At 72.3% G+C, this 16,156-nt stretch carries 18 protein-coding genes and 2 riboswitches; of the genes, 9 read left to right on the top strand and 9 right to left on the bottom strand.

Annotated features, from left to right (window positions below):
* From trhA to OOT08_RS13840, 3 genes are all read left to right on the top strand, one after another.
* On the top strand, window positions 1–668 hold a 668-nt coding region (trhA, locus tag OOT08_RS13850), incomplete at its 5' end, for a PAQR family membrane homeostasis protein TrhA (RefSeq protein ID WP_325093377.1).
* A 46-nt stretch (window positions 669–714) separates the two neighbouring features.
* Window positions 715–1,248: an ASCH domain-containing protein gene (locus tag OOT08_RS13845; RefSeq protein ID WP_325093376.1), complete on the top strand. Its 534-nt coding sequence runs from the start codon at window positions 715–717 to the stop codon at window positions 1,246–1,248.
* A 104-nt stretch (window positions 1,249–1,352) separates the two neighbouring features.
* Window positions 1,353–2,258, top strand: coding sequence for a hypothetical protein (locus OOT08_RS13840; RefSeq protein WP_325093375.1), 906 nt, complete (start codon window positions 1,353–1,355; stop codon window positions 2,256–2,258).
* A gap of 51 nt (window positions 2,259–2,309) precedes the next feature.
* On the opposite strand, the gene OOT08_RS13835 is transcribed toward OOT08_RS13840, so the two are convergent.
* Window positions 2,310–2,819 carry a GNAT family N-acetyltransferase gene (locus tag OOT08_RS13835; RefSeq protein WP_325093374.1) on the bottom strand — a complete coding sequence of 170 codons (510 nt, stop codon included), beginning with the start codon at window positions 2,817–2,819 and terminating at the stop codon, window positions 2,310–2,312.
* 121 nt (window positions 2,820–2,940) lie between these two features.
* On the opposite strand from OOT08_RS13835, the gene OOT08_RS13830 reads away from it, so the two are divergent.
* Entirely contained in the window at window positions 2,941–3,579 is a 639-nt protein-coding gene (locus OOT08_RS13830) for a hypothetical protein (RefSeq protein ID WP_325093373.1), read from the top strand.
* A 13-nt stretch (window positions 3,580–3,592) separates the two neighbouring features.
* Here the strand turns inward: OOT08_RS13830 and recQ are convergent, their stop codons facing one another.
* Genes recQ through mca form a run of 3 tightly spaced genes read right to left on the bottom strand, consistent with a single transcriptional unit; the run spans window position 3,593 to window position 6,806 of the window.
* Window positions 3,593–5,614 (bottom strand): DNA helicase RecQ, encoded by a 2,022-nt coding sequence (gene recQ, locus OOT08_RS13825; protein ID WP_325093372.1) that lies wholly within the window; start codon window positions 5,612–5,614, stop codon window positions 3,593–3,595.
* Between the two features lies 1 nt (window position 5,615).
* Window positions 5,616–5,942 carry a hypothetical protein gene (locus OOT08_RS13820; RefSeq protein WP_325093371.1) on the bottom strand — a complete coding sequence of 109 codons (327 nt, stop codon included), beginning with the start codon at window positions 5,940–5,942 and terminating at the stop codon, window positions 5,616–5,618.
* On the bottom strand, window positions 5,943–6,806 hold the full coding sequence (gene mca / locus OOT08_RS13815; RefSeq protein ID WP_325093369.1) for a mycothiol conjugate amidase Mca: 864 nt from the start codon (window positions 6,804–6,806) through the stop codon (window positions 5,943–5,945).
* A 113-nt stretch (window positions 6,807–6,919) separates the two neighbouring features.
* On the opposite strand from mca, the gene OOT08_RS13810 reads away from it, so the two are divergent.
* Window positions 6,920–7,342, top strand: a complete 423-nt coding sequence (locus OOT08_RS13810) for a DUF4307 domain-containing protein (protein ID WP_325093368.1) — start codon at window positions 6,920–6,922, stop codon at window positions 7,340–7,342.
* Between the two features lie 104 nt (window positions 7,343–7,446).
* Complete coding sequence (greA, locus tag OOT08_RS13805) at window positions 7,447–7,938, top strand: transcription elongation factor GreA (RefSeq protein ID WP_325093367.1); 492 nt, start codon at window positions 7,447–7,449, stop codon at window positions 7,936–7,938.
* 34 nt (window positions 7,939–7,972) lie between these two features.
* Here the strand turns inward: greA and thiD are convergent, their stop codons facing one another.
* The 3 genes from thiD to thiM all read right to left on the bottom strand — a co-directional run bounded on the left by thiD (window position 7,973) and on the right by thiM (window position 10,587).
* Window positions 7,973–8,860 carry a bifunctional hydroxymethylpyrimidine kinase/phosphomethylpyrimidine kinase gene (gene thiD / locus OOT08_RS13800; protein WP_325093366.1) on the bottom strand — a complete coding sequence of 296 codons (888 nt, stop codon included), beginning with the start codon at window positions 8,858–8,860 and terminating at the stop codon, window positions 7,973–7,975.
* A complete protein-coding gene (thiE, locus tag OOT08_RS13795) occupies window positions 8,857–9,558 on the bottom strand; it encodes a thiamine phosphate synthase (protein ID WP_325093365.1) in 702 nt (233 codons plus the stop codon). Before thiE ends, thiD begins: the two co-directional genes overlap by 4 nt.
* 183 nt (window positions 9,559–9,741) lie before the next feature.
* The gene (gene thiM / locus OOT08_RS13790) at window positions 9,742–10,587 is read right to left on the bottom strand and encodes a hydroxyethylthiazole kinase (RefSeq protein WP_325093364.1); all 846 of its coding nucleotides are present in this window, start codon (window positions 10,585–10,587) and stop codon (window positions 9,742–9,744) included.
* Window positions 10,579–10,670, bottom strand: a riboswitch (TPP riboswitch). It overlaps the preceding gene by 9 nt.
* A 102-nt stretch (window positions 10,671–10,772) precedes the next feature.
* Window positions 10,773–10,866, top strand: a riboswitch (TPP riboswitch).
* A 66-nt stretch (window positions 10,867–10,932) separates the two neighbouring features.
* On the opposite strand from thiM, the gene OOT08_RS13785 reads away from it, so the two are divergent.
* Window positions 10,933–11,733, top strand: coding sequence for a 3-oxoacyl-ACP reductase (locus OOT08_RS13785; RefSeq protein WP_325093363.1), 801 nt, complete (start codon window positions 10,933–10,935; stop codon window positions 11,731–11,733).
* The gene (locus OOT08_RS13780; protein WP_325093362.1) at window positions 11,733–13,064 is read left to right on the top strand and encodes an LLM class flavin-dependent oxidoreductase; all 1,332 of its coding nucleotides are present in this window, start codon (window positions 11,733–11,735) and stop codon (window positions 13,062–13,064) included. The genes OOT08_RS13785 and OOT08_RS13780 overlap by 1 nt, the downstream gene beginning before the upstream one ends.
* A 70-nt stretch (window positions 13,065–13,134) precedes the next feature.
* On the opposite strand, the gene ilvA is transcribed toward OOT08_RS13780, so the two are convergent.
* Both ilvA and OOT08_RS13770 read right to left on the bottom strand, forming a co-directional pair.
* Window positions 13,135–14,373 (bottom strand): threonine ammonia-lyase, encoded by a 1,239-nt coding sequence (gene ilvA, locus OOT08_RS13775; RefSeq protein WP_325093361.1) that lies wholly within the window; start codon window positions 14,371–14,373, stop codon window positions 13,135–13,137.
* The gene (locus tag OOT08_RS13770) at window positions 14,370–15,722 is read right to left on the bottom strand and encodes an AI-2E family transporter (protein ID WP_325093359.1); all 1,353 of its coding nucleotides are present in this window, start codon (window positions 15,720–15,722) and stop codon (window positions 14,370–14,372) included. The genes ilvA and OOT08_RS13770 overlap by 4 nt, the downstream gene beginning before the upstream one ends.
* Before the next feature lie 37 nt (window positions 15,723–15,759).
* Here OOT08_RS13770 and OOT08_RS13765 point away from each other — a divergent pair.
* Window positions 15,760–16,156 (top strand): DNA glycosylase AlkZ-like family protein (locus tag OOT08_RS13765; RefSeq protein ID WP_325093357.1); only part of this gene is annotated, 397 nt, incomplete at its 3' end.

Here is a 16,156-nt window from a genome sequence, read left to right as displayed (position 1 = left end):
AGCACCCCGCCGCGCACGGCGACGAGGCGGCCCCGCCCGCCGAGGAGGTCAAGCCGACCTGGCGCGGGTGGATCCACGCGGGGACCTTCCCGGTCACGATCATTGCGGGCATCGTCCTCATCGCGCTCGCCGATGGCGCGGTCGCGACGTGGGCCGCCGTGGTGTTTACCCTGTCGAGCATGCTGCTGTTCGGGATCTCCGCCCTGTATCACCGGTTCAATTGGCAGCCGAAGACGAAGCGGATGCTCAAGCGATTCGACCACGCGAACATTTTCCTGCTCATCGCGGGCACCTACACCCCGATCGCGCTGCTCACCCTGCCCCGGGAGCAGGGCCTCATCCTGCTCGTGAGCGTCTGGGCGGGGGCCCTGCTCGGGGTCGGCTTCCGGGTGTTCTGGCTCGGCGCGCCCCGCTGGCTGTACGTCGCGCTCTACCTGGCGCTCGGCTGGGCCGCCGTGATGTTCATCCCCGATATCTTCCGGGTGAACGCCGCGGCGATGGTCCTCGTCGTCGTGGGCGGGCTCATGTACACCGTGGGCGCGATCGTCTACGGCACGAAGAAACCGAACCCGGTTCCCGGGGTCTTCGGCTTCCACGAGATCTTCCACACCCTCACGGTGCTCGCCTTCCTCTGCCACTGGGCCGCCGCGCTGCTCGTCTCGATCTAAGCCGGGGCCCTCGCTCGGGGCGCTGGGCGGCGGATACCCTGGGGGCATGAACCCTCCTGTCGCTGCCGATCCGCACGCGGTCGATCCACTCGATCCACTCGATCCACTCGATGTCGCGGCGTTCTGGCGCGCCTGCCGCGCCGCCCTGCCGGAGCTGCCCGAGCCCGCGCCCGAGGCGTGGGCGTTCGGGGCCACCCCGGAGCACGCCGACAGCCTCCTGGCGCTCGTCCTCGACGGCACCAAAACCGGGACCGCGTCCTCGCTCTGGGACCTTGAGCACGCCGGCGAGCCGATGCCCGAGCCCGGCCTCCTGAACCTCATCCTCGACGGTCGGGGCGCGCCGCGCGCGCTCCTGGAAACGACGGCGGTGGCGGTCGTGCCGTTCCGCGACGTCGGCGCGGAACACGCCTTCGCTGAGGGAGAGGGCGACCGGTCCCTGTCGGACTGGCGCGAGACCCACGAGCACTTCTGGCGCACCTACGCGGTGGATCCGCGCGGCTTCGCCCCCGGGATGCCGATCGTCTGCGAGCGATTCCGCCTGCGGTACCCCGTGCCCGGCGTTGCCCCCTCCGGGGACTGAACGCGACACTCGCCCCCGGCCCCAGCCGAGGCCGCTGGGCCGCCGGGCGGCTCGTCTCGATCTTCCCGGGCCGCGGCCCGGGGCAAACGACGTAGGATGGCAGGATGGCAGTTCCCCCCTTTCTTCGTCGTTTCGGTGAGCCGGGCCGCCCCGAGCAGGCCGTGCTCACCGCGGTCGTCCTCGGCGCCGCCGCCCTCATCAACCCCGCGAAGCTCGGGCCCGGTCGCCGGGCCGCCTACCGCGTGGGCCTCGCCGCGATCACCGCGATCGATCTCTTCAGAGGCATACCTCGGGAAACCGGCCCCGTCAACCGGGTCGCGCTGACCGCGGGCGCGGCCGGCACCGTCCTCGGCCTCGCCGAGCTCGGGGAATCGATCGACGCCAAGGCGCACGGCGCGCTCGTACGCCGCGGGGTGCGCCGCCCGCGCACCGTGCTCGCGCTGGCCACCGTGGCGCTCTCGCTGCTCAGCGACCTGCCGAACCTGCGCGAGGCCCGCCGCGAGGCGGCCCGGGACTCGGCTGCGAACGCGGACTCCGAGGCCGAGGCCTTCGGGGAGCTCCCCGAGGGCGCGCGCTCGCTGATCACGGGCATGCTCGACTTCAGCGCCGACCGCGGCTCGGCCGCCCTGCGCGCCCAGCTCGCGGAGGCCCGCGAGCAGCTCTGGGACGGCTCCTCGGGCGCGTACTCGGAGATCGACATTGACCTGCCGCACCCGGAGGCCCTCCCCCGGGTCGTGCCGCACTCGCACGTCTTCCCCGTGATCGCCCGCTTCGACGACCCCGAGAGCGGGCAGCCCCGCGAGGTGCGCCTCGACATCGAGGAGGGCCGGCTCTCGAGGCTGCGCATCGAGGAGGCCGACGACGCGGACAGCGAGGACACCGGTCCCGACCCAGACGGGAACGCCGAGGCGCACGAGCGCGGCCTCTGGCCGAGCGCCTGGCCCGCCCGGGCCGAGGTCACCTTCTCGCTCGAGAGTGATTCCCCGGCGCACGGCTCCCGGCAGGGCTAAGCCCCCGCTCCGGGGCTGCTCGCCGCGCACCTCCCCGTGCTCCCGCCCGGATCAGCGTCCGGACGGGGAAGCGGTGAGCTCCTTGACCATGCGGTAATTCGTCAGGGCGATCCCCTCCGCGCGTGCTCGCTGCTCACGCACCACCGCAAAGCCGATCCTCTCGAAACAGGGGCGAGCGGGAAGACTGACATCGGCGCTCAGTTGGGCCGCCCCCGCCGCTCGTGCGCCGCGCTCGATGGAGCCCAACAGCGTTCGGGCCACCCCGCGGCGGTGGTACCGGGGGGCAACGAAGAGCATGTCGATCCAGCCGTCCCGGTCGACGTCTGAAAACCCCACGACCTCAGTTTCGAGAACGGCGACCACGGTTGCGCGTTCGCCCCGTTCCCGGTCCCAGTCTGCGAGGGCGCGCCGCCCCGGCCTCGCCCACGCCTCGATCTGCTCGGGGCGGTAGTGGGCGGCGGCTGTCTGCGTGATCGCATCGGTGAAGATCGTGAGCGTCACGCCCGCGTCGGCCGGTTCGTATGGGCGCACCGAGACGCGCAACGGCCCAGAATCAGTCATGTTTCCAGTGTGCCATGCGTGCCTCGGCCGCTCATCCCCGACCAGCTCTGCTCCCCCGGGTCGCTCGCGGAGCCCTGCTCCCCTGAACCGAGCCCGCCCACAACGGAGAGGAGCCAGGCTGTTGACCGATCCAGCCGTGTCTCCGTCCGCACGCGCTCCCTCCGGGCACGTGCGCAAGACCATCGCCGCGGCGCTGTCGACCGGGCTGGCCGCCGGGCTCGGTTTCGGAGTGGGCAGCGCCCTCTCGGAGGATGGGCTGTGGTGGCGCTCGCCCCCGGCGGAACGGGTCATCGCCAGCCTTGCGGCTGACGCAACCGGGGACAGCGCACCCGAGATCCCCGCGCTGACCGGCGCGAACCGCGACGAGGTGATGCCGAAACCCGGCACTGCGCTGGCTCTCGGGAGGATGTTTCAGTCGAGCGCCTGGGCCTTTGTGGACGAGGACGGCCGGATCTGCCTGCGCCTGATCACGCCGGAGGAGACGGCGCAGCGCTGCGCCCCGCCGCGCGAGGTGGCCCGTGCCGGGCTCAGCACCTCGGTCGGGACGGGTCGAGCCGGGCTTGCGGCGCTGTTACTCCCCGACGGTCTCGATCTCCGCGCCCCGCCGACGGACGTCACGCGCGTCGGCGAGCAGGCGTTTCTCACCCCCGCGCGCGTGGACGGCTCCCCCGTGCCCGTGTCCTTTCCAAAGCGTGGCGGGGGCACCCTGAAGGTTCCCCGCCTCCCCTCGGCCGCGCACACCGGCGGCATCGACGTGTAGCCGCGCCGCCGACTCAGCCCGCCGCGGCGAGGGCCGCGAGCACGGCCTCCCCGTAGCGGGCGCGCTTGGCCTCGCCGATCCCCGTGATGCCGTTCAGGCCCTCCGGGGTGCTCGGGCGGTGCACCGCGAGCGCCTTGAGGGTCGCGTCGCCGAACACGATGTAGGCGGGCACGCCCTGCTCCTTGGCCTCGGCGGCCCGCCAGGCGCGCAGCGCCTCGAACAGGCTCGCCTCCTCCGGGCTGAGGTCGAGCGTGGCCTGGGCCTTCTTCGCCGCCGCGGGCTTGGCCCGGAGCACCTCCTCGCGAACGAGCACCTGCTCCTCGCCGCGGAGGATCGGCAGGCTCGCCTCGGTCAGCGCGAGCACCCCGTACTCCCCCACCGTGTCGACCTTGCCCGACGCCACGAGGTGGCGCACCACCCCTCGCCACTGTTGCACCGTCAGGTCGTCGCCGATCCCCCAGGTGCTCAGCCGGTCCAGGCCCACCTGGCGCGCCCGATCCGAGGCGGTGCCGCGCAGGGTGTCGATGTGCTGCCCCGCGCCGTAGCGCTGGCGCAGCTCCCGGTCCGTGCGCATGATCGTGGACAGGAACTTCTGCGCGGGCACGGTCGCGTCCCAGACCTTCGGCGGCTCCAGGCAGACATCGCAGTTGCCGCAGGGCTCGTGCCCCGTCTCGCCGAAGTAATCGAGCAGGAACACGCGGCGGCAGCTCGTCGTCTCGCACAGGGCGAGCATCGCGTCGAGGTGCCGGGCCTGGTTGCGCTTGGTCTGCGCGTCGCCCTCGGAGGTGTCGATGAAGCGGCGCTGCTGCACCACATCGGCGAGGCCGTAGGCCATCCAGGCCTCGGCGGGTTCCCCGTCTCGGCCCGCGCGACCCGTCTCCTGGTAATAGCCCTCGACGGACTTCGGCAGGTCGATGTGCGCCACGAAGCGCACATCGGGCTTGTCGATGCCCATGCCGAAGGCGACCGTGGCGACGACCACGAGCCCGTCCTCGCGGAGGAACCGGGTCTGCGCGCGCTGGCGAGTGCCCGCGTCCATGCCCGCGTGGTACGCAATCGCGGGCACCCCGTTGTCGTTCAGGAAGGTCGCCGTCTGCTCGACCGTCTTGCGGCTCAGCGCGTACACGATGCCCGTCTCGCCGCGGTGCTCCTGGGTGATGAAGCGCAGCAGCTGCTGCCGGGCCTGGTTCTTCTCCACGATCCGGTACCGGATCCCGGGCCGGTCGAAACTCGACACGAAGTGCTCGGCGTCGGCGAGGCGCAGCCGCTCCTCAATCTCGCGGTGCGTCTCGGGCGTGGCGGTGGCAGTGAGCGCCACCCGCGGCACCCCGGGGAACAGCTCGGCGAGCTCCCCGAGCCGCAGGTAGTCGGGACGGAAGTCGTGCCCCCACTGGGAGACGCAGTGCGCCTCGTCGATCGCGAACAGCGACACCGTGCCGCGGCGCAGCAGCTCGATCGTGCTCGGCACGTTCAGGCGCTCCGGCGCGAGATACAGCAGGTCCAGCTCGCCCGCCACATAGGCGTCGGCGACGCGGCGCTGTTCCTCGGGCGACTGGTTCGAGTTCAGCGCGCCCGCGCGCACCCCGGCCAACTCCAACCCCGCGACCTGGTCGTGCATGAGCGCGATGAGCGGGGAGACCACGATGCCCGTGCCCGGGCGCAGCAGCGCCGGGATCTGGTAGCAGAGCGACTTGCCGCCGCCCGTGGGCATCAGCACGATCGCGTCGCCGCCCTCGGCCACCCGCTGAATGATCTCCGCCTGCTGCCCGCGGAAGGCCGGGTACCCGAAGACGCGCTGCAGCAGCAGCTCGGCGCGCTCGGCGGCCGGGGCGAGCGGCTCGGCCCCGCCGGGTGCCCCAGTCCAGGGCGCACGCACCCCGCCCGGGGTGCCCCGCACGGCTGCGGCAAGGCCGCCGCCGCGCTCGGGCGGCGGCGCGAAATCGGGCTCGTCAAAGCCCGGATCGCCGTACGCCTCCGGATCGAGGTCCGCCTCGGCGGCGAGCGCCGCGGCCCAGTCGTCGCCCGGCTCGGTCACGCTACGCGCCGCTCTGCTCGGCGGTGCCCCGTTCCTTCGCCGCGGCGGGCTCCGCGGCTGCCTCGGCCGCGGGCGCTGCCTGCGCCGCGGGCGCTGCCTGCGCCGCGGTGGCCTCCTGGGCGGCCAGCTCCTCGGCCAGCTGCTCGCGGACCTCCTCGCGGTAGCGCATCCGGCGCACCCGGCGGTTCATGCTCATGAGGAGCAGGATGACCGCGAGGGCAACGAGTCCGGTGAACGCGAAGCCGACGAAGCCGGGCGTGACCTTGTCCGGGTCGAACTCGGCGACCTCGAAGCGGGCCAGGCCCGCGGCGAGCACGTGTGTCAGCATTTAGTTGTCCTCAATTCCCTGAAACAGATCCAGTTCCGGCAGGGTCGTCTCAACACGCGACCCCGCAAGTTCAAAGTCTTCGTAGGGCCACGCCTCGCGCTGGAGGTCGTTGGGCCAGAAGAAGAAGGTGCTCTCGGGAGCCACCTGGCTCGCGTGGGCGCGGAGCGCTTCGTCGCGCGCCTCGAAGAATCGGCCGGCCTCGACCCGGCTGGTGCCGCGCGACGGGCGCTGAAGCATCCGGGTCACCATCTCGTCCATCTGCGCGAGGAGGGGCGACTCGGGGTCGCGCTCGGCGAGCAGGTCGCGGAAGGTGCGCACGCGATCCCCGTTGAAGATGTCGTCGTAGTACACCTTCTGAATCTCCCAGGGCTCCCCCGCCTCGGGGTAGGCCGCGGCGTCGCCCGAGACCTCCCAGGCGATCATGCTGATGTCGTGGGTGCGCAGGTGATCGGGGTGCGGGTAGCCGCCGTTTTCGTTGTACGTGATCATCACGTGCGGACGGAACTCGCGCACGATCCGCACGAGCGCCTCGGCCGAGATCTCGGCGGGGATGTCCGCGAAGGAGTCCTTCGGCACGGTGCCGTCCTCGCGGGCCATCCCGGAGTCGGAGTAGCCGAGCCAGCGATGCTGGAAGCCGATGATGTCCCGGGCGCGCGCCATCTCGTCGCGGCGCAGGCCCGTCAGGTCCCTGGCCGACTTCGGGTCGCGGGCCACGAGCTCGTTGAGCACCTCGCCGCGCTCGCCGCCGGTGCAGCTCACGATGAGCACCTCGACGCCTCGGTCCAGGTAGTGGGCATAGGTTGCGGCGCCCTTGCTCGACTCATCATCCGGGTGCGCGTGCACCGCGATCAACCTGAGCGTCATTTCCGAAAACACCTCTCGTCGGGACACCCTGCGGGGCCGCGCACAGGATGTCTGGGGCACGGCTCGTCTAGGCTGGGTGTCATCATCAAGTTTAGAGGCTCTCGGAGGCAAAGGTGACGAACGCACAGGAGGCCACAAGCCAAGAGCTCGACGACCGCTACGGTCGTCGCTCGACCCGCGGCATTGACCGGGTCGTGTTGATCGTGGTCGGCGCGATCGTGCTCATCGGCGTTGTGTTCTGGGCCCTGTTCAGCGGCTGGAACCGGCCGGATGCCTCGCTGGAGTTCCGCGACATCGGGCACTCGATCGTGAGCGACCGGGAGGTGTCCATCAAATTTGAGGTCACCGTCCCGCCGGGCCGCGAGGTGGCCTGCTCCGTGGAGGCCCTGAACGAGTCCTTCGCGACGGTCGGCTGGAAGGTCGTCACCCTGGACGCGAGCGAGAAGCGGACCCGCGGCTTCGAACAGGCCCTGGTGACCACGAATCAGGCGAACACCGGCACGGTGAGTAACTGTTGGATTCTCAACGCCTCCTAGGGTAGCCTTTCGGAAACGCCCCCGCGCCACCGTGGGGGCGTCTTCGCATGCGTTTATCACAACCCGCATGGGGAAACACGCCGATTCGGCAGAGAGGGCCCAGCATGGCTGAAACACCCACCAAAACCTGGCTCACCCAGGACGCATTCGACCGCCTGAACGACGAGCTCGAGGAGCTCAGCGGGCCCGGGCGCATCGAGATCGCCAAGCGCATCGAGGCGGCCCGTGAAGAGGGCGACCTCAAGGAGAACGGCGGCTACCACGCCGCGAAGGACGAACAGGGCAAGATCGAGGCGCGCATCCGCACGCTCACCGAGCTGCTGAAGAACGTCACCGTCGGCGAGGCCCCGGTCAGCCAGGGCATCGTGGAGATCGGCACCGTGATCACCGCCGAGATCTTCGGCGACGAGGAGATCTTCCTGCTCGGCAACCGCGAGATCGGCGGGAACTCCGATCTCGACGTGTACAGCGAGCAGAGCCCGCTCGGCGCGGCGATCCTCGGCCTGAAGGTCGGCGAGTCCGCCAGCTACACGGCGCCCAACGGCAACGACATCACCGTCAAGGTCGTCAAGGTCGAGACCTACTCCGGGCAGTAGTCGCTCGCGACGCCCCCGGCCGAACGCCCCCGCCTCAGGCGGGGGCGTTCGTCGTTTCCGGGCCGGCCGGCCCCAGGCCCGCGCGCTGCCAGAGGCCCGCGAAGTGGCTGATCGGCCCGTTGCCCTGGCCCACCCGGAGGGCGTCGGCGTGCCGGATCGACTCGGTCAGCCACGCCTTCGCCTCGGCGACCGCGACCGTCCAGTCCCCGCGGCTGACGCGCAGGGTGGCGAGCGCGGCGGAGAGGGAGCACCCCGTGCCGTGCGTGTGCACCGTGTCGATGCGGGAGCCGGGGAACTGCGCGATCCGGGCCGCTCCCCCGGGCGGGGCGACCTCGACGAGGGCATCCGGGCAGTCCCGCCCCGGCAGGTGGCCGCCCTTGACGAGCACGCGCACCCCGCGGGAGCGGGCGAGGCGCTCTCCCTGCGCGAGCGCCTCCGCCCAGGTCTCGGCGCGGGGCTCACCCACGAGGATCGCGAGCTCCGGCAGGTTCGGGGTGACGAGGCTCGCGCGTGCGGTGAGTTCCCGCAGGGCGCGCTCGGCCTCGGCGTCCAGCAGCCGGTCCCCGCTCGTGGCGACCATCACGGGATCGAGCACGACGACGGGCGGGCGGACCCGGTCCAGCCACGCGGTGACCGCGGCGATCACCTCGCTCGTGCCGAGCATCCCGATCTTGACCGCGTCGATCTCGACGTCGTCGCTGACCGCGTCGAGCTGCTCGGTGAGGAACGCGACCGGGGGCAGGTGCACGGAGCGCACGCCGCGGGTGTTCTGGGCGACGAGCGCGGTCACGACGGCCATGCCGTAGCCCCCGTTCGCGGCGATCGATTTCAGGTCCGCCTGGATGCCCGCGCCGCCCGTCGGGTCCGTGCCCGCGATGCTGAGCACTCGGGGCGCGGCCCCGGGCGCGGGGACCGCGCTCACGGGGTACCCGCCCAGGCGGCGGCCAGCTCCCGGGCCGCGGCCTCGGGGTCGGCCGCGCCGCAGATCGCGGAGACAACGGCCCCGCCCGCCGCCCCGGCGGCCCGCAGCCCCGGCAGATCCGCGGCGCGCACCCCGCCGATGCCGACCGCGGGCAGCGCGCTCGCGGCGGCCAGCCGGGCGAACTCGGCGAGCCCGAGCGGGGCCGGGGCGTCCCGCTTCGTCGTCGTGGCGTGCAGGGCACCGATCCCGACATAGTCGACCCGGGCCGGGGAGTCCGCGGCGGCACGGAGTTGCTCCGCAGAGGAGGCGCTGAGCCCGATCACGGCGTCCGGGCCGACGAGGGCGCGCACCGCGGTCACCGGGAGATCCGACTGCCCCACGTGCACGCCGTGCACCCGGGCGCCCGCCGCACGGGCCGCGAGGAACACGTCCACGCGGTCGTTCACGAGCAGCGTCACCCCGGCGGGGAGGGCCGCAGCGACCGCGAGCACCGTTGCGAGAAACGCGGCGCCCGCCGCGTCCTTCTCCCGCACCTGCACGCAGGTGACCCCGCCGCGCACCGCCCGGGCCACCAGCTCCGGCAGCTCGTGCCCGGCGGCCCGGGCGATGCCTCGATCGGTCACGAGGGTGACGCGCAGGTCAACGGGGATCCGGGCCGCTCCCCGGTTGGGGGCGGGCTTCGTGGGGGTGGGGTTCATCTCGGTCCTGTCCGTGAGCGGGGCGTGGGCGCGGGCTGCGCCGTCTGTCGATGGGGTGCTGAGCGATCGTGTCCGCCGCGACCCCTGCTGGGGGCGCACCGGGGCACCGGGTGAGGAGCTCAGCGGGTGGGGAGATCACTGGGTGGGGAGATCAGCGGGTGGGGAGATCAGCGGGTGGGGAGATCAGCCGAACGCGGCGCGCGATACGATCTGATCCGCCGAAACATCGGCGAGCCGGTCCAGGTAGTGCGCGGCGAAGGTGCCCGGCCCACCGGCGGTCTCCGCGGCCAACTCGGCGGCGACCCCCGTGAACACGTGCGCGGCGACCGCCGCGGTGAGCGGGTCCGGCGCGACCGCCGCCGCGGCCACCATGATCGCCCCCAGCGCGCAGCCACCCCCGGTCATCCGGGTCAGCAGCGGATGCCCGTTCCGGGTGCGCACGGTCACGACCCCGTCCGTGATCGCGTCGAGCGGCCCCGAGACCGCGACGACCGCGCCCGTGCGGGCCGCCAACTCCCGGGCCGGCGCAAGCGCCAGCTCCACGTCGTCGGCGGCATCCACCCCGCGCCCGCCCGCCCCCGCCCCGGCCAGGGCAAGAATCTCCGAGGCATTGCCCCGGATAATCGTCGGCCGCAGGCCAATCAGCTCGGCCGCGAGCGCCGTGCGCAACGGCAGCGAGCCGACCGCAACCGGGTCGAGCACCCACGGCCGCCCCGCCTCCAGGGCGGCCGGCACGGCCTCCTGCGCGCCCAGACGCTGCTCGGCGCTCGGGGTCCCCAGGTTCACCAACAGCCCCGAGGCGAGCCGGGCAAAGACCGCGGCCTCCCCCGGCGTATCCACCATCGCGGGAGCGGCCCCGACGGCGAGCAGCGCGTTCGCGGTCACGTTCTGCACCACGCTGTTCGTGATGGACTGCACGAGCGGGGCCCGCTCGCGGATCGCCGCGAGCACGGCGATGGTCCCCGTCGTCAGGGCCGCCGAGCGGTCCTCGGGCCGGGCATTTCTCAGGTCTTTCGGCGTACGCGTCATGGCGGACATCCCTTCGCTCGCGTTATCGAGATCAGGTTCGACGGGTGTGTTCTCAGCCCTCGCGGGCACCCCGTGTCACAGGTGTGACACCGACCATAGCGCACCCCGGCGCGGAACCCAGCATCCGCGAACCGCCGCCCCCGCCCCGGTTGCCGCGGCCGGAGCGACGGTGCTAGGTTGGCCCTGGATTCGACACGGGGTGCCCGCGAGGGCTGAGAACCAAAACCCGTTGAACCTGATCTCGATTATTCGAGCGGAGGGATGCCGATCCGGCCGACTCGGCGCACCCGCAGGGGGCACCCGGGGATGCCCAGGCATCCGCACGCCCCACGAAAGGATGCCGTCATGGCCCACACCCCCCAGACCGCCGACCGCGCCACCGCGCCCGTCGCCCTCGTCACCGGCGCCGGCCGAGGACTCGGCGTCGAGCTCGCCCGGTCCCTCGCCCGCGACGGGGCCCGCGTCCTCGTGAACTACCGGGCCAGCCGCGACGGGGCCGAGGCGCTCGCCGCCGAGCTGAACGCCGAGCACGGCGCGGGCACCGCCCTCGCGCTCGCCGCCGATGTCACGGACCGCGCCCGGGTGGACGCGATGCTCGCCGCGGCGCAGGCGCACTTCGGCGCGCCCGTCACGGTGCTCGTGAACAACGCCCTGCCCGAGTTCAGCTTCAACGGCGACGCCCGTGCCACGGCGGACGCGATCGACTACGCCGCGTTCCAGCAGCAGTTGACCGGGATCCTGGGCGGCGCGCTCAACACCGTGCAGGCCGCCCTGCCCGGGATGCGCGCGGCGGGCGGCGGATCCGTGATCAACGTGGGCACGAACCTGTTTCAGCACCCCGTGGTCCCGTACCACGACTACACGGCGGCGAAGGCGGCGCTGCTCAGCCTGACCCGTACCCTCGCCGCGGATCTCGGCCCGGACGGGGTGCGCGTGAACATGGTCTCCGGCGGGCTGTTGCGCACCACGGACGCCTCGGCGGCCACGCCAGCGGCCGTCTTCGACCTGATCGCCGCGGGCACGCCGCTGCGCCGGGTGACCAGCCCCGCGGAGTTCGCGGACGCCGCCGTCTTCTTCGCCTCGCCCGCCTCTCGCGCGGTCACGGGGCAAAACCTCATCGTCGACGGCGGGCTGGTGATGGGCTAGTGCCCGGGGTTCAGCGCCCGGCGGCCCCCGCGCGGCCGCGCACCCGGATGGTGCTCAACGCGTTTCTGTACGGGGTGGGCCACCACACGAGCGGTTGGCGGCACCCGGACTCCGCCGTCGAGCGGGTCGGCGAGATCGCCTACCTGGAGGAGCTCGCCCAGCTCGCCGAACGCGGCGGGCTCGACGCGGTGTTCCTCGCGGACGGGCAGAGCGTCAACCACGAGTACGCGGCGGGCATCCCCTGGATGCTGGAGCCGATCACGGCCCTGACCGCGATGGCGCGGGCCACCCGGCACATCGGGCTCGTGAGCACGGTGTCCTCGACGTTCAGCACCCCGTTCACCGCGGCCCGGCTGCTCGCGTCCCTCGACCACATCAGCGGGGGCCGGGTGGGCATGAACGTCGTCACCTCCATGTTCGACGCGGAGGCGCAGAACCACGACATGCCGGAATTGCCGCCGCACGCCGAGCGCTATGCCCGCGCCGAGGAGTTCCTGGCCGCCACGAGCGCGCTCTGGGCATCCTGGGACGCGGACGCGATCGTCGCCGACCGCGCCTCCGGCCGCTTCCTGGACCCCGCGAAAATCCGTCCGGTGGGGCACGCGGGCGCGCACTTCCGGGTCGCCGGGCCCCTCTCCGTCCCGCGGAGCCCGCAGGGCCGCCCCGTGATCTTCCAGGCCGGGTCCTCGGCGACGGGCCGGGCCTTCGCCGCCCGGCACGCCGAGGCGATCTACTCCGTGTCCTGGGACCGGGGCCAGGCGCTCGCCTACGCGGGCGACCTCCGGGAGCGGATCGGCCAGGCCGGGCGCGACCCCGGCGCCGTCGGCATCCTGCCGGGGCTCGTCACCTACGTGGGCCGAACCCGGGCGGAGGCGCTCGAGAAGAAGCGGGCGCTCGACGCGCACCTCGATGTGCCCGCGGCGCTCGCCCAGCTCACGATGTTCACGGGCGTCGAGTACTCCGCGCACGGCCTGGACGAGCCGGTCGCCCCGCTCCCCCCGGCGGACACCTTCTCCGGGCCGCAGGGGCGGTACCTGACCGTGCAGCGGATCATCGAGACGGCCGAGCCCACGCTGCGGGAGCTGCTCGGCTTCCTCGCCGCGGGCGGCGGCCACGCGACCATGATCGGCTCCGCCGAGGAGGTCGCCGACGAGATGGAGGCCTGGTTCCGGGCGGGGGCCTGCGACGGCTTCAACCTGATGTGCCCGAGCTTCCCGGACGGGCTCGAGGACGTGGTCGAGCTCGTCGTCCCGATCCTCGTGGAGCGCGGCCTGTTCCGGGCCGACTACGAGCCGGGTGAGACCCTGCGCGAGCGGCTCACCCCCGCCTGACCCGCACGAAGCGGGCACGCTCCGCGTGACGTCCCCCCGGCATCACGCGGACCGTGCCCCGCCGCGAGGGTTAACGGGCCCCGCGGCGGAACTTGAAGCCCTCGTCGCTCAGCGCCCTGATGACCTCCTCCGCGTGCTCCACGCCCCGGGTCTCGATGTGCAGCTCCAGCTCCACCTCGTTGATCTGGAGGCCGCCGTCGTGCCGGGTGTGCAACACCTCGACCACGTTCGCGTCCGCGGCGGACACAATCTCCGCGACCCGGGCCAGCTGGCCGGGGCGGTCCGGCAGCATCACCCGCAGCTTCAGGTAGCGATCGGAGGCCGCGAGCCCGTGGCTGATCACGCGCTGCATCAGCATCGGGTCGATGTTGCCGCCCGAGAGGATCGTGGCGATCGACCCGGAGCAGCTGATCTTCCCGGCCACCATCGCGGCCACCCCGGCCGCGCCCGCGGGCTCCACCACGAGCTTCGCGCGCTCCAACAGCAGCAGGATCGCGCGGGACAGGTCGTCCTCGCTCACGGTGACAACCTCGTCCACATAGTCCTTGATCACCGCAAAGTTCAGGGTGCCCGGGCGGGCCACCGCGATCCCGTCGGCGATCGTCGGGCGCGTCTTGATCGTCAGCGGTTTGCCCGCCTCAAGGGACGGCGGATACGGGGCGGCGTTCTCGGCCTGCACCCCGATGATGCGCATCTTGCGGCCGCGCTCGGCGGCCCAGATCTTCGCCGCGGCCGCGACGCCCGCGATCAGCCCGCCGCCGCCGATGGGCACCACGATCGTCTCGATCTCGGGGGCCTCCTCAAGCATCTCCAGGGCGATCGTGCCCTGCCCCGCGATCACGGCCTCGTGGTCGAAGGGCGGGATGAACACGGCCCCGGAGGACGCGGAAAACTCGTTCGCGGCGCGCAGCGCCTCCTCGACGCTGTGCCCCTCCAACACGACGCGCGCGCCGTAGTTCCGGGTCGCCTGCAACTTCGGCAGGGCCACGCCCTTCGGCATGTAGATCGTTGCGGTGATGCCCAGCTCGCGGGCCGCGAAGGCCACGCCCTGGGCGTGGTTCCCGGCCGAGGCGGCCACGACGCCGCGCTCGCGCTCCTGGGCGCTCAGCTGACTCATCCGGTGATAGGCCCCGCGCAGCTTGTAGGAGCCGGTGCGCTGCAGGTTCTCGCACTTCATGAACACCTGGTCGGCGCCCGTGAGCTCGGTCAGGAAGCGGGAGGTCTGCAACGGGGTCGGCTGGGCGACCCGCGCGACGATCTCGCGCGCCCGCTCGAAGTCGACCATCGTCGGGGCTGCTGCGTTCGTCATTCGGTGTCTGTCTCTTTCGTCTCGGCCGGGCGGGCCTCTGGGTGGGCATTCGTGGGGGGTGCGGGGGACGCGGGAGGCGCGGCGGAATCGGCTCCGGTCGCGCCCGCCGCCGCGGGCTGGGTGCGCAGCGGGCCGCGCCGCTTGGCCCGGCGGGCCAGGGCGACCCCCCGGTTTCGCTCCGCGGTTTCGTCCTTTTCGTGGTCCAGGTACGCCTGCACGGGGTCCGGTTTGCCCCGCCAGCGCCCCTCGGACAGGTAGTTCACGATCGCGTTCAGCGAGGCCGCGAGCGGCACGGCGAACAGCGCGCCGGGGATCCCGGCGACGAAGGCCCCCGTGGACACCGCGAGCACGACGCCGAGGGGGTGCACGCGCACCGCGTTCCCCATCACGAGCGGTTGCAGCACGTGTCCCTCGATCTGGTTGACGAGAATCACGACGCCGAGCATGATCAGGGCGTTCACCGGACCGTTGTAGGCCAGGGCCACGAAGCTCGCGAGCGCGCCCGTGACGATCGCGCCCAGGAACGGGATGAAGGAGCCGAGGAACACGAGCACCGCGAGCGGCACCGCCATCGGCACCTGGAGGATCGCGGCCCCGAGCCCGATGCCGACCGCGTCGACAAAGGCGACGAGGATCTGGACGCGCACGTACTGGCCAACCGAGACCCAGCCGGAGCGTCCGGCCCCGTCCACCGCGGCGCGGGCCCGCTTGGGCATGAAGCCCACGAACCAGTACCAGATCCGTTTGCCGTCGATCAGGAGGAAGATCAGGGTGAATAGGGTCAGCAGGGTGCCCGCGCCGAACTGGCCGACCGTGCTACCGACGGACAGCGCGCCGCTCCAGATCGCCGAGCTGTTGCCCTCGAAGGACGTGAAGATCGACTGCACATAGGTCATGATCTCGTCGACGCTCAGGTGCAGCGGCCCGCCCTCAAGCCACCCCAGCAGGGACTCCAGTTGGCTCTGCGCGCGCCCGGCGAGGTTGCCGAAGCCGCTACGGAACTGGGTCACAATCAGGTAGACGAGCAGGCCGACGGAGACGAACAGGGCAAGCAGGGCGGCGATCACGCCGCCCCAGCGGGGCACGCCGTGCTTGCTGAGCTTCGTAATGATCGGGGTGAGCAGCGCGGTCAGCAGGATCGCGACGAAGATCGGGATCACGATGATTCGCACCTGCACGACCAGCCAGAGCAACACGGCAACTGCCGCGAGCACCACGAGCAGCCGCCACGACCAGGCGGCGGCGATGCGCATGCCCATCGGCACCGCGAGCTGCGGGTCGGCGACCGGAGCGTACTCGTCGGTCTCCACCGGCGTCGTGTGACCTGGGTCCCCCGATGTGTCTGTCATGGCCTCATTCTATGGGGAGGGGTGTTACCGTACACGGATGCGAGACCATCTCAGCCTGGAACAGGCCCGTCGACTGACCCTGCGCGGCCTGGGATTCTCGGCCTCGCTGACCCTGCCTGCGCGCCGCCCCTTCTCCGGGGCGCTGGACCGGATCCACGTGCTCCAGATCGACTCCGTCAACGTGTTTTCCCGGAGCCACTACCTGCCGGTGTTCTCCCGGCACGGCGGCTACGAGCGCGAGCGGCTCGACGACCTGCTGTGGCGCTCGGGCGAGTTCACGGAGTACTGGGCGCACGAGGCCGCGTTCCTGCCGACCGCCGATCGCCCGCTGTTTGGCTGGCGGATGGCCGAGCGCCGCGAACGCGACCGGGAAAGCGGTTGGGCGCAGGCCCACCGGGGCACCCTCGACGGGGTGCGCGACCGGCTGCGGGCCG

It is taken from the genome of Leucobacter sp. M11 (assembly GCF_035726885.1).
Lineage (GTDB): Bacteria > Actinomycetota > Actinomycetes > Actinomycetales > Microbacteriaceae > JAPFRB01.
Note: the sequence above shows the minus strand (reverse complement) of the source record. Positions and strands in the feature narration are given on the sequence as shown.

What these genes read in the sequence shown, in the direction of transcription:
- OOT08_RS13845 (WP_325093376.1), top strand. Translation starts at nt 715, where the DNA reads ATGAACCCTCCTGTCGCTGCCGATCCGCACGCGGTCGATCCACTCGAT.
- OOT08_RS13840 (WP_325093375.1), top strand. Translation starts at nt 1,353, where the DNA reads ATGGCAGTTCCCCCCTTTCTTCGTCGTTTCGGTGAGCCGGGCCGCCCC.
- OOT08_RS13835 (WP_325093374.1), bottom strand. Translation starts at nt 2,819, where the DNA reads ATGACTGATTCTGGGCCGTTGCGCGTCTCGGTGCGCCCATACGAACCG.
- OOT08_RS13820 (WP_325093371.1), bottom strand. Translation starts at nt 5,942, where the DNA reads ATGCTGACACACGTGCTCGCCGCGGGCCTGGCCCGCTTCGAGGTCGCC.
- mca (WP_325093369.1), bottom strand. Translation starts at nt 6,806, where the DNA reads ATGACGCTCAGGTTGATCGCGGTGCACGCGCACCCGGATGATGAGTCG.
- greA (WP_325093367.1), top strand. Translation starts at nt 7,447, where the DNA reads ATGGCTGAAACACCCACCAAAACCTGGCTCACCCAGGACGCATTCGAC.
- thiE (WP_325093365.1), bottom strand. Translation starts at nt 9,558, where the DNA reads ATGAACCCCACCCCCACGAAGCCCGCCCCCAACCGGGGAGCGGCCCGG.
- thiM (WP_325093364.1), bottom strand. Translation starts at nt 10,587, where the DNA reads ATGACGCGTACGCCGAAAGACCTGAGAAATGCCCGGCCCGAGGACCGC.
- OOT08_RS13785 (WP_325093363.1), top strand. Translation starts at nt 10,933, where the DNA reads ATGGCCCACACCCCCCAGACCGCCGACCGCGCCACCGCGCCCGTCGCC.
- ilvA (WP_325093361.1), bottom strand. Translation starts at nt 14,373, where the DNA reads ATGACGAACGCAGCAGCCCCGACGATGGTCGACTTCGAGCGGGCGCGC.
- OOT08_RS13770 (WP_325093359.1), bottom strand. Translation starts at nt 15,722, where the DNA reads ATGACAGACACATCGGGGGACCCAGGTCACACGACGCCGGTGGAGACC.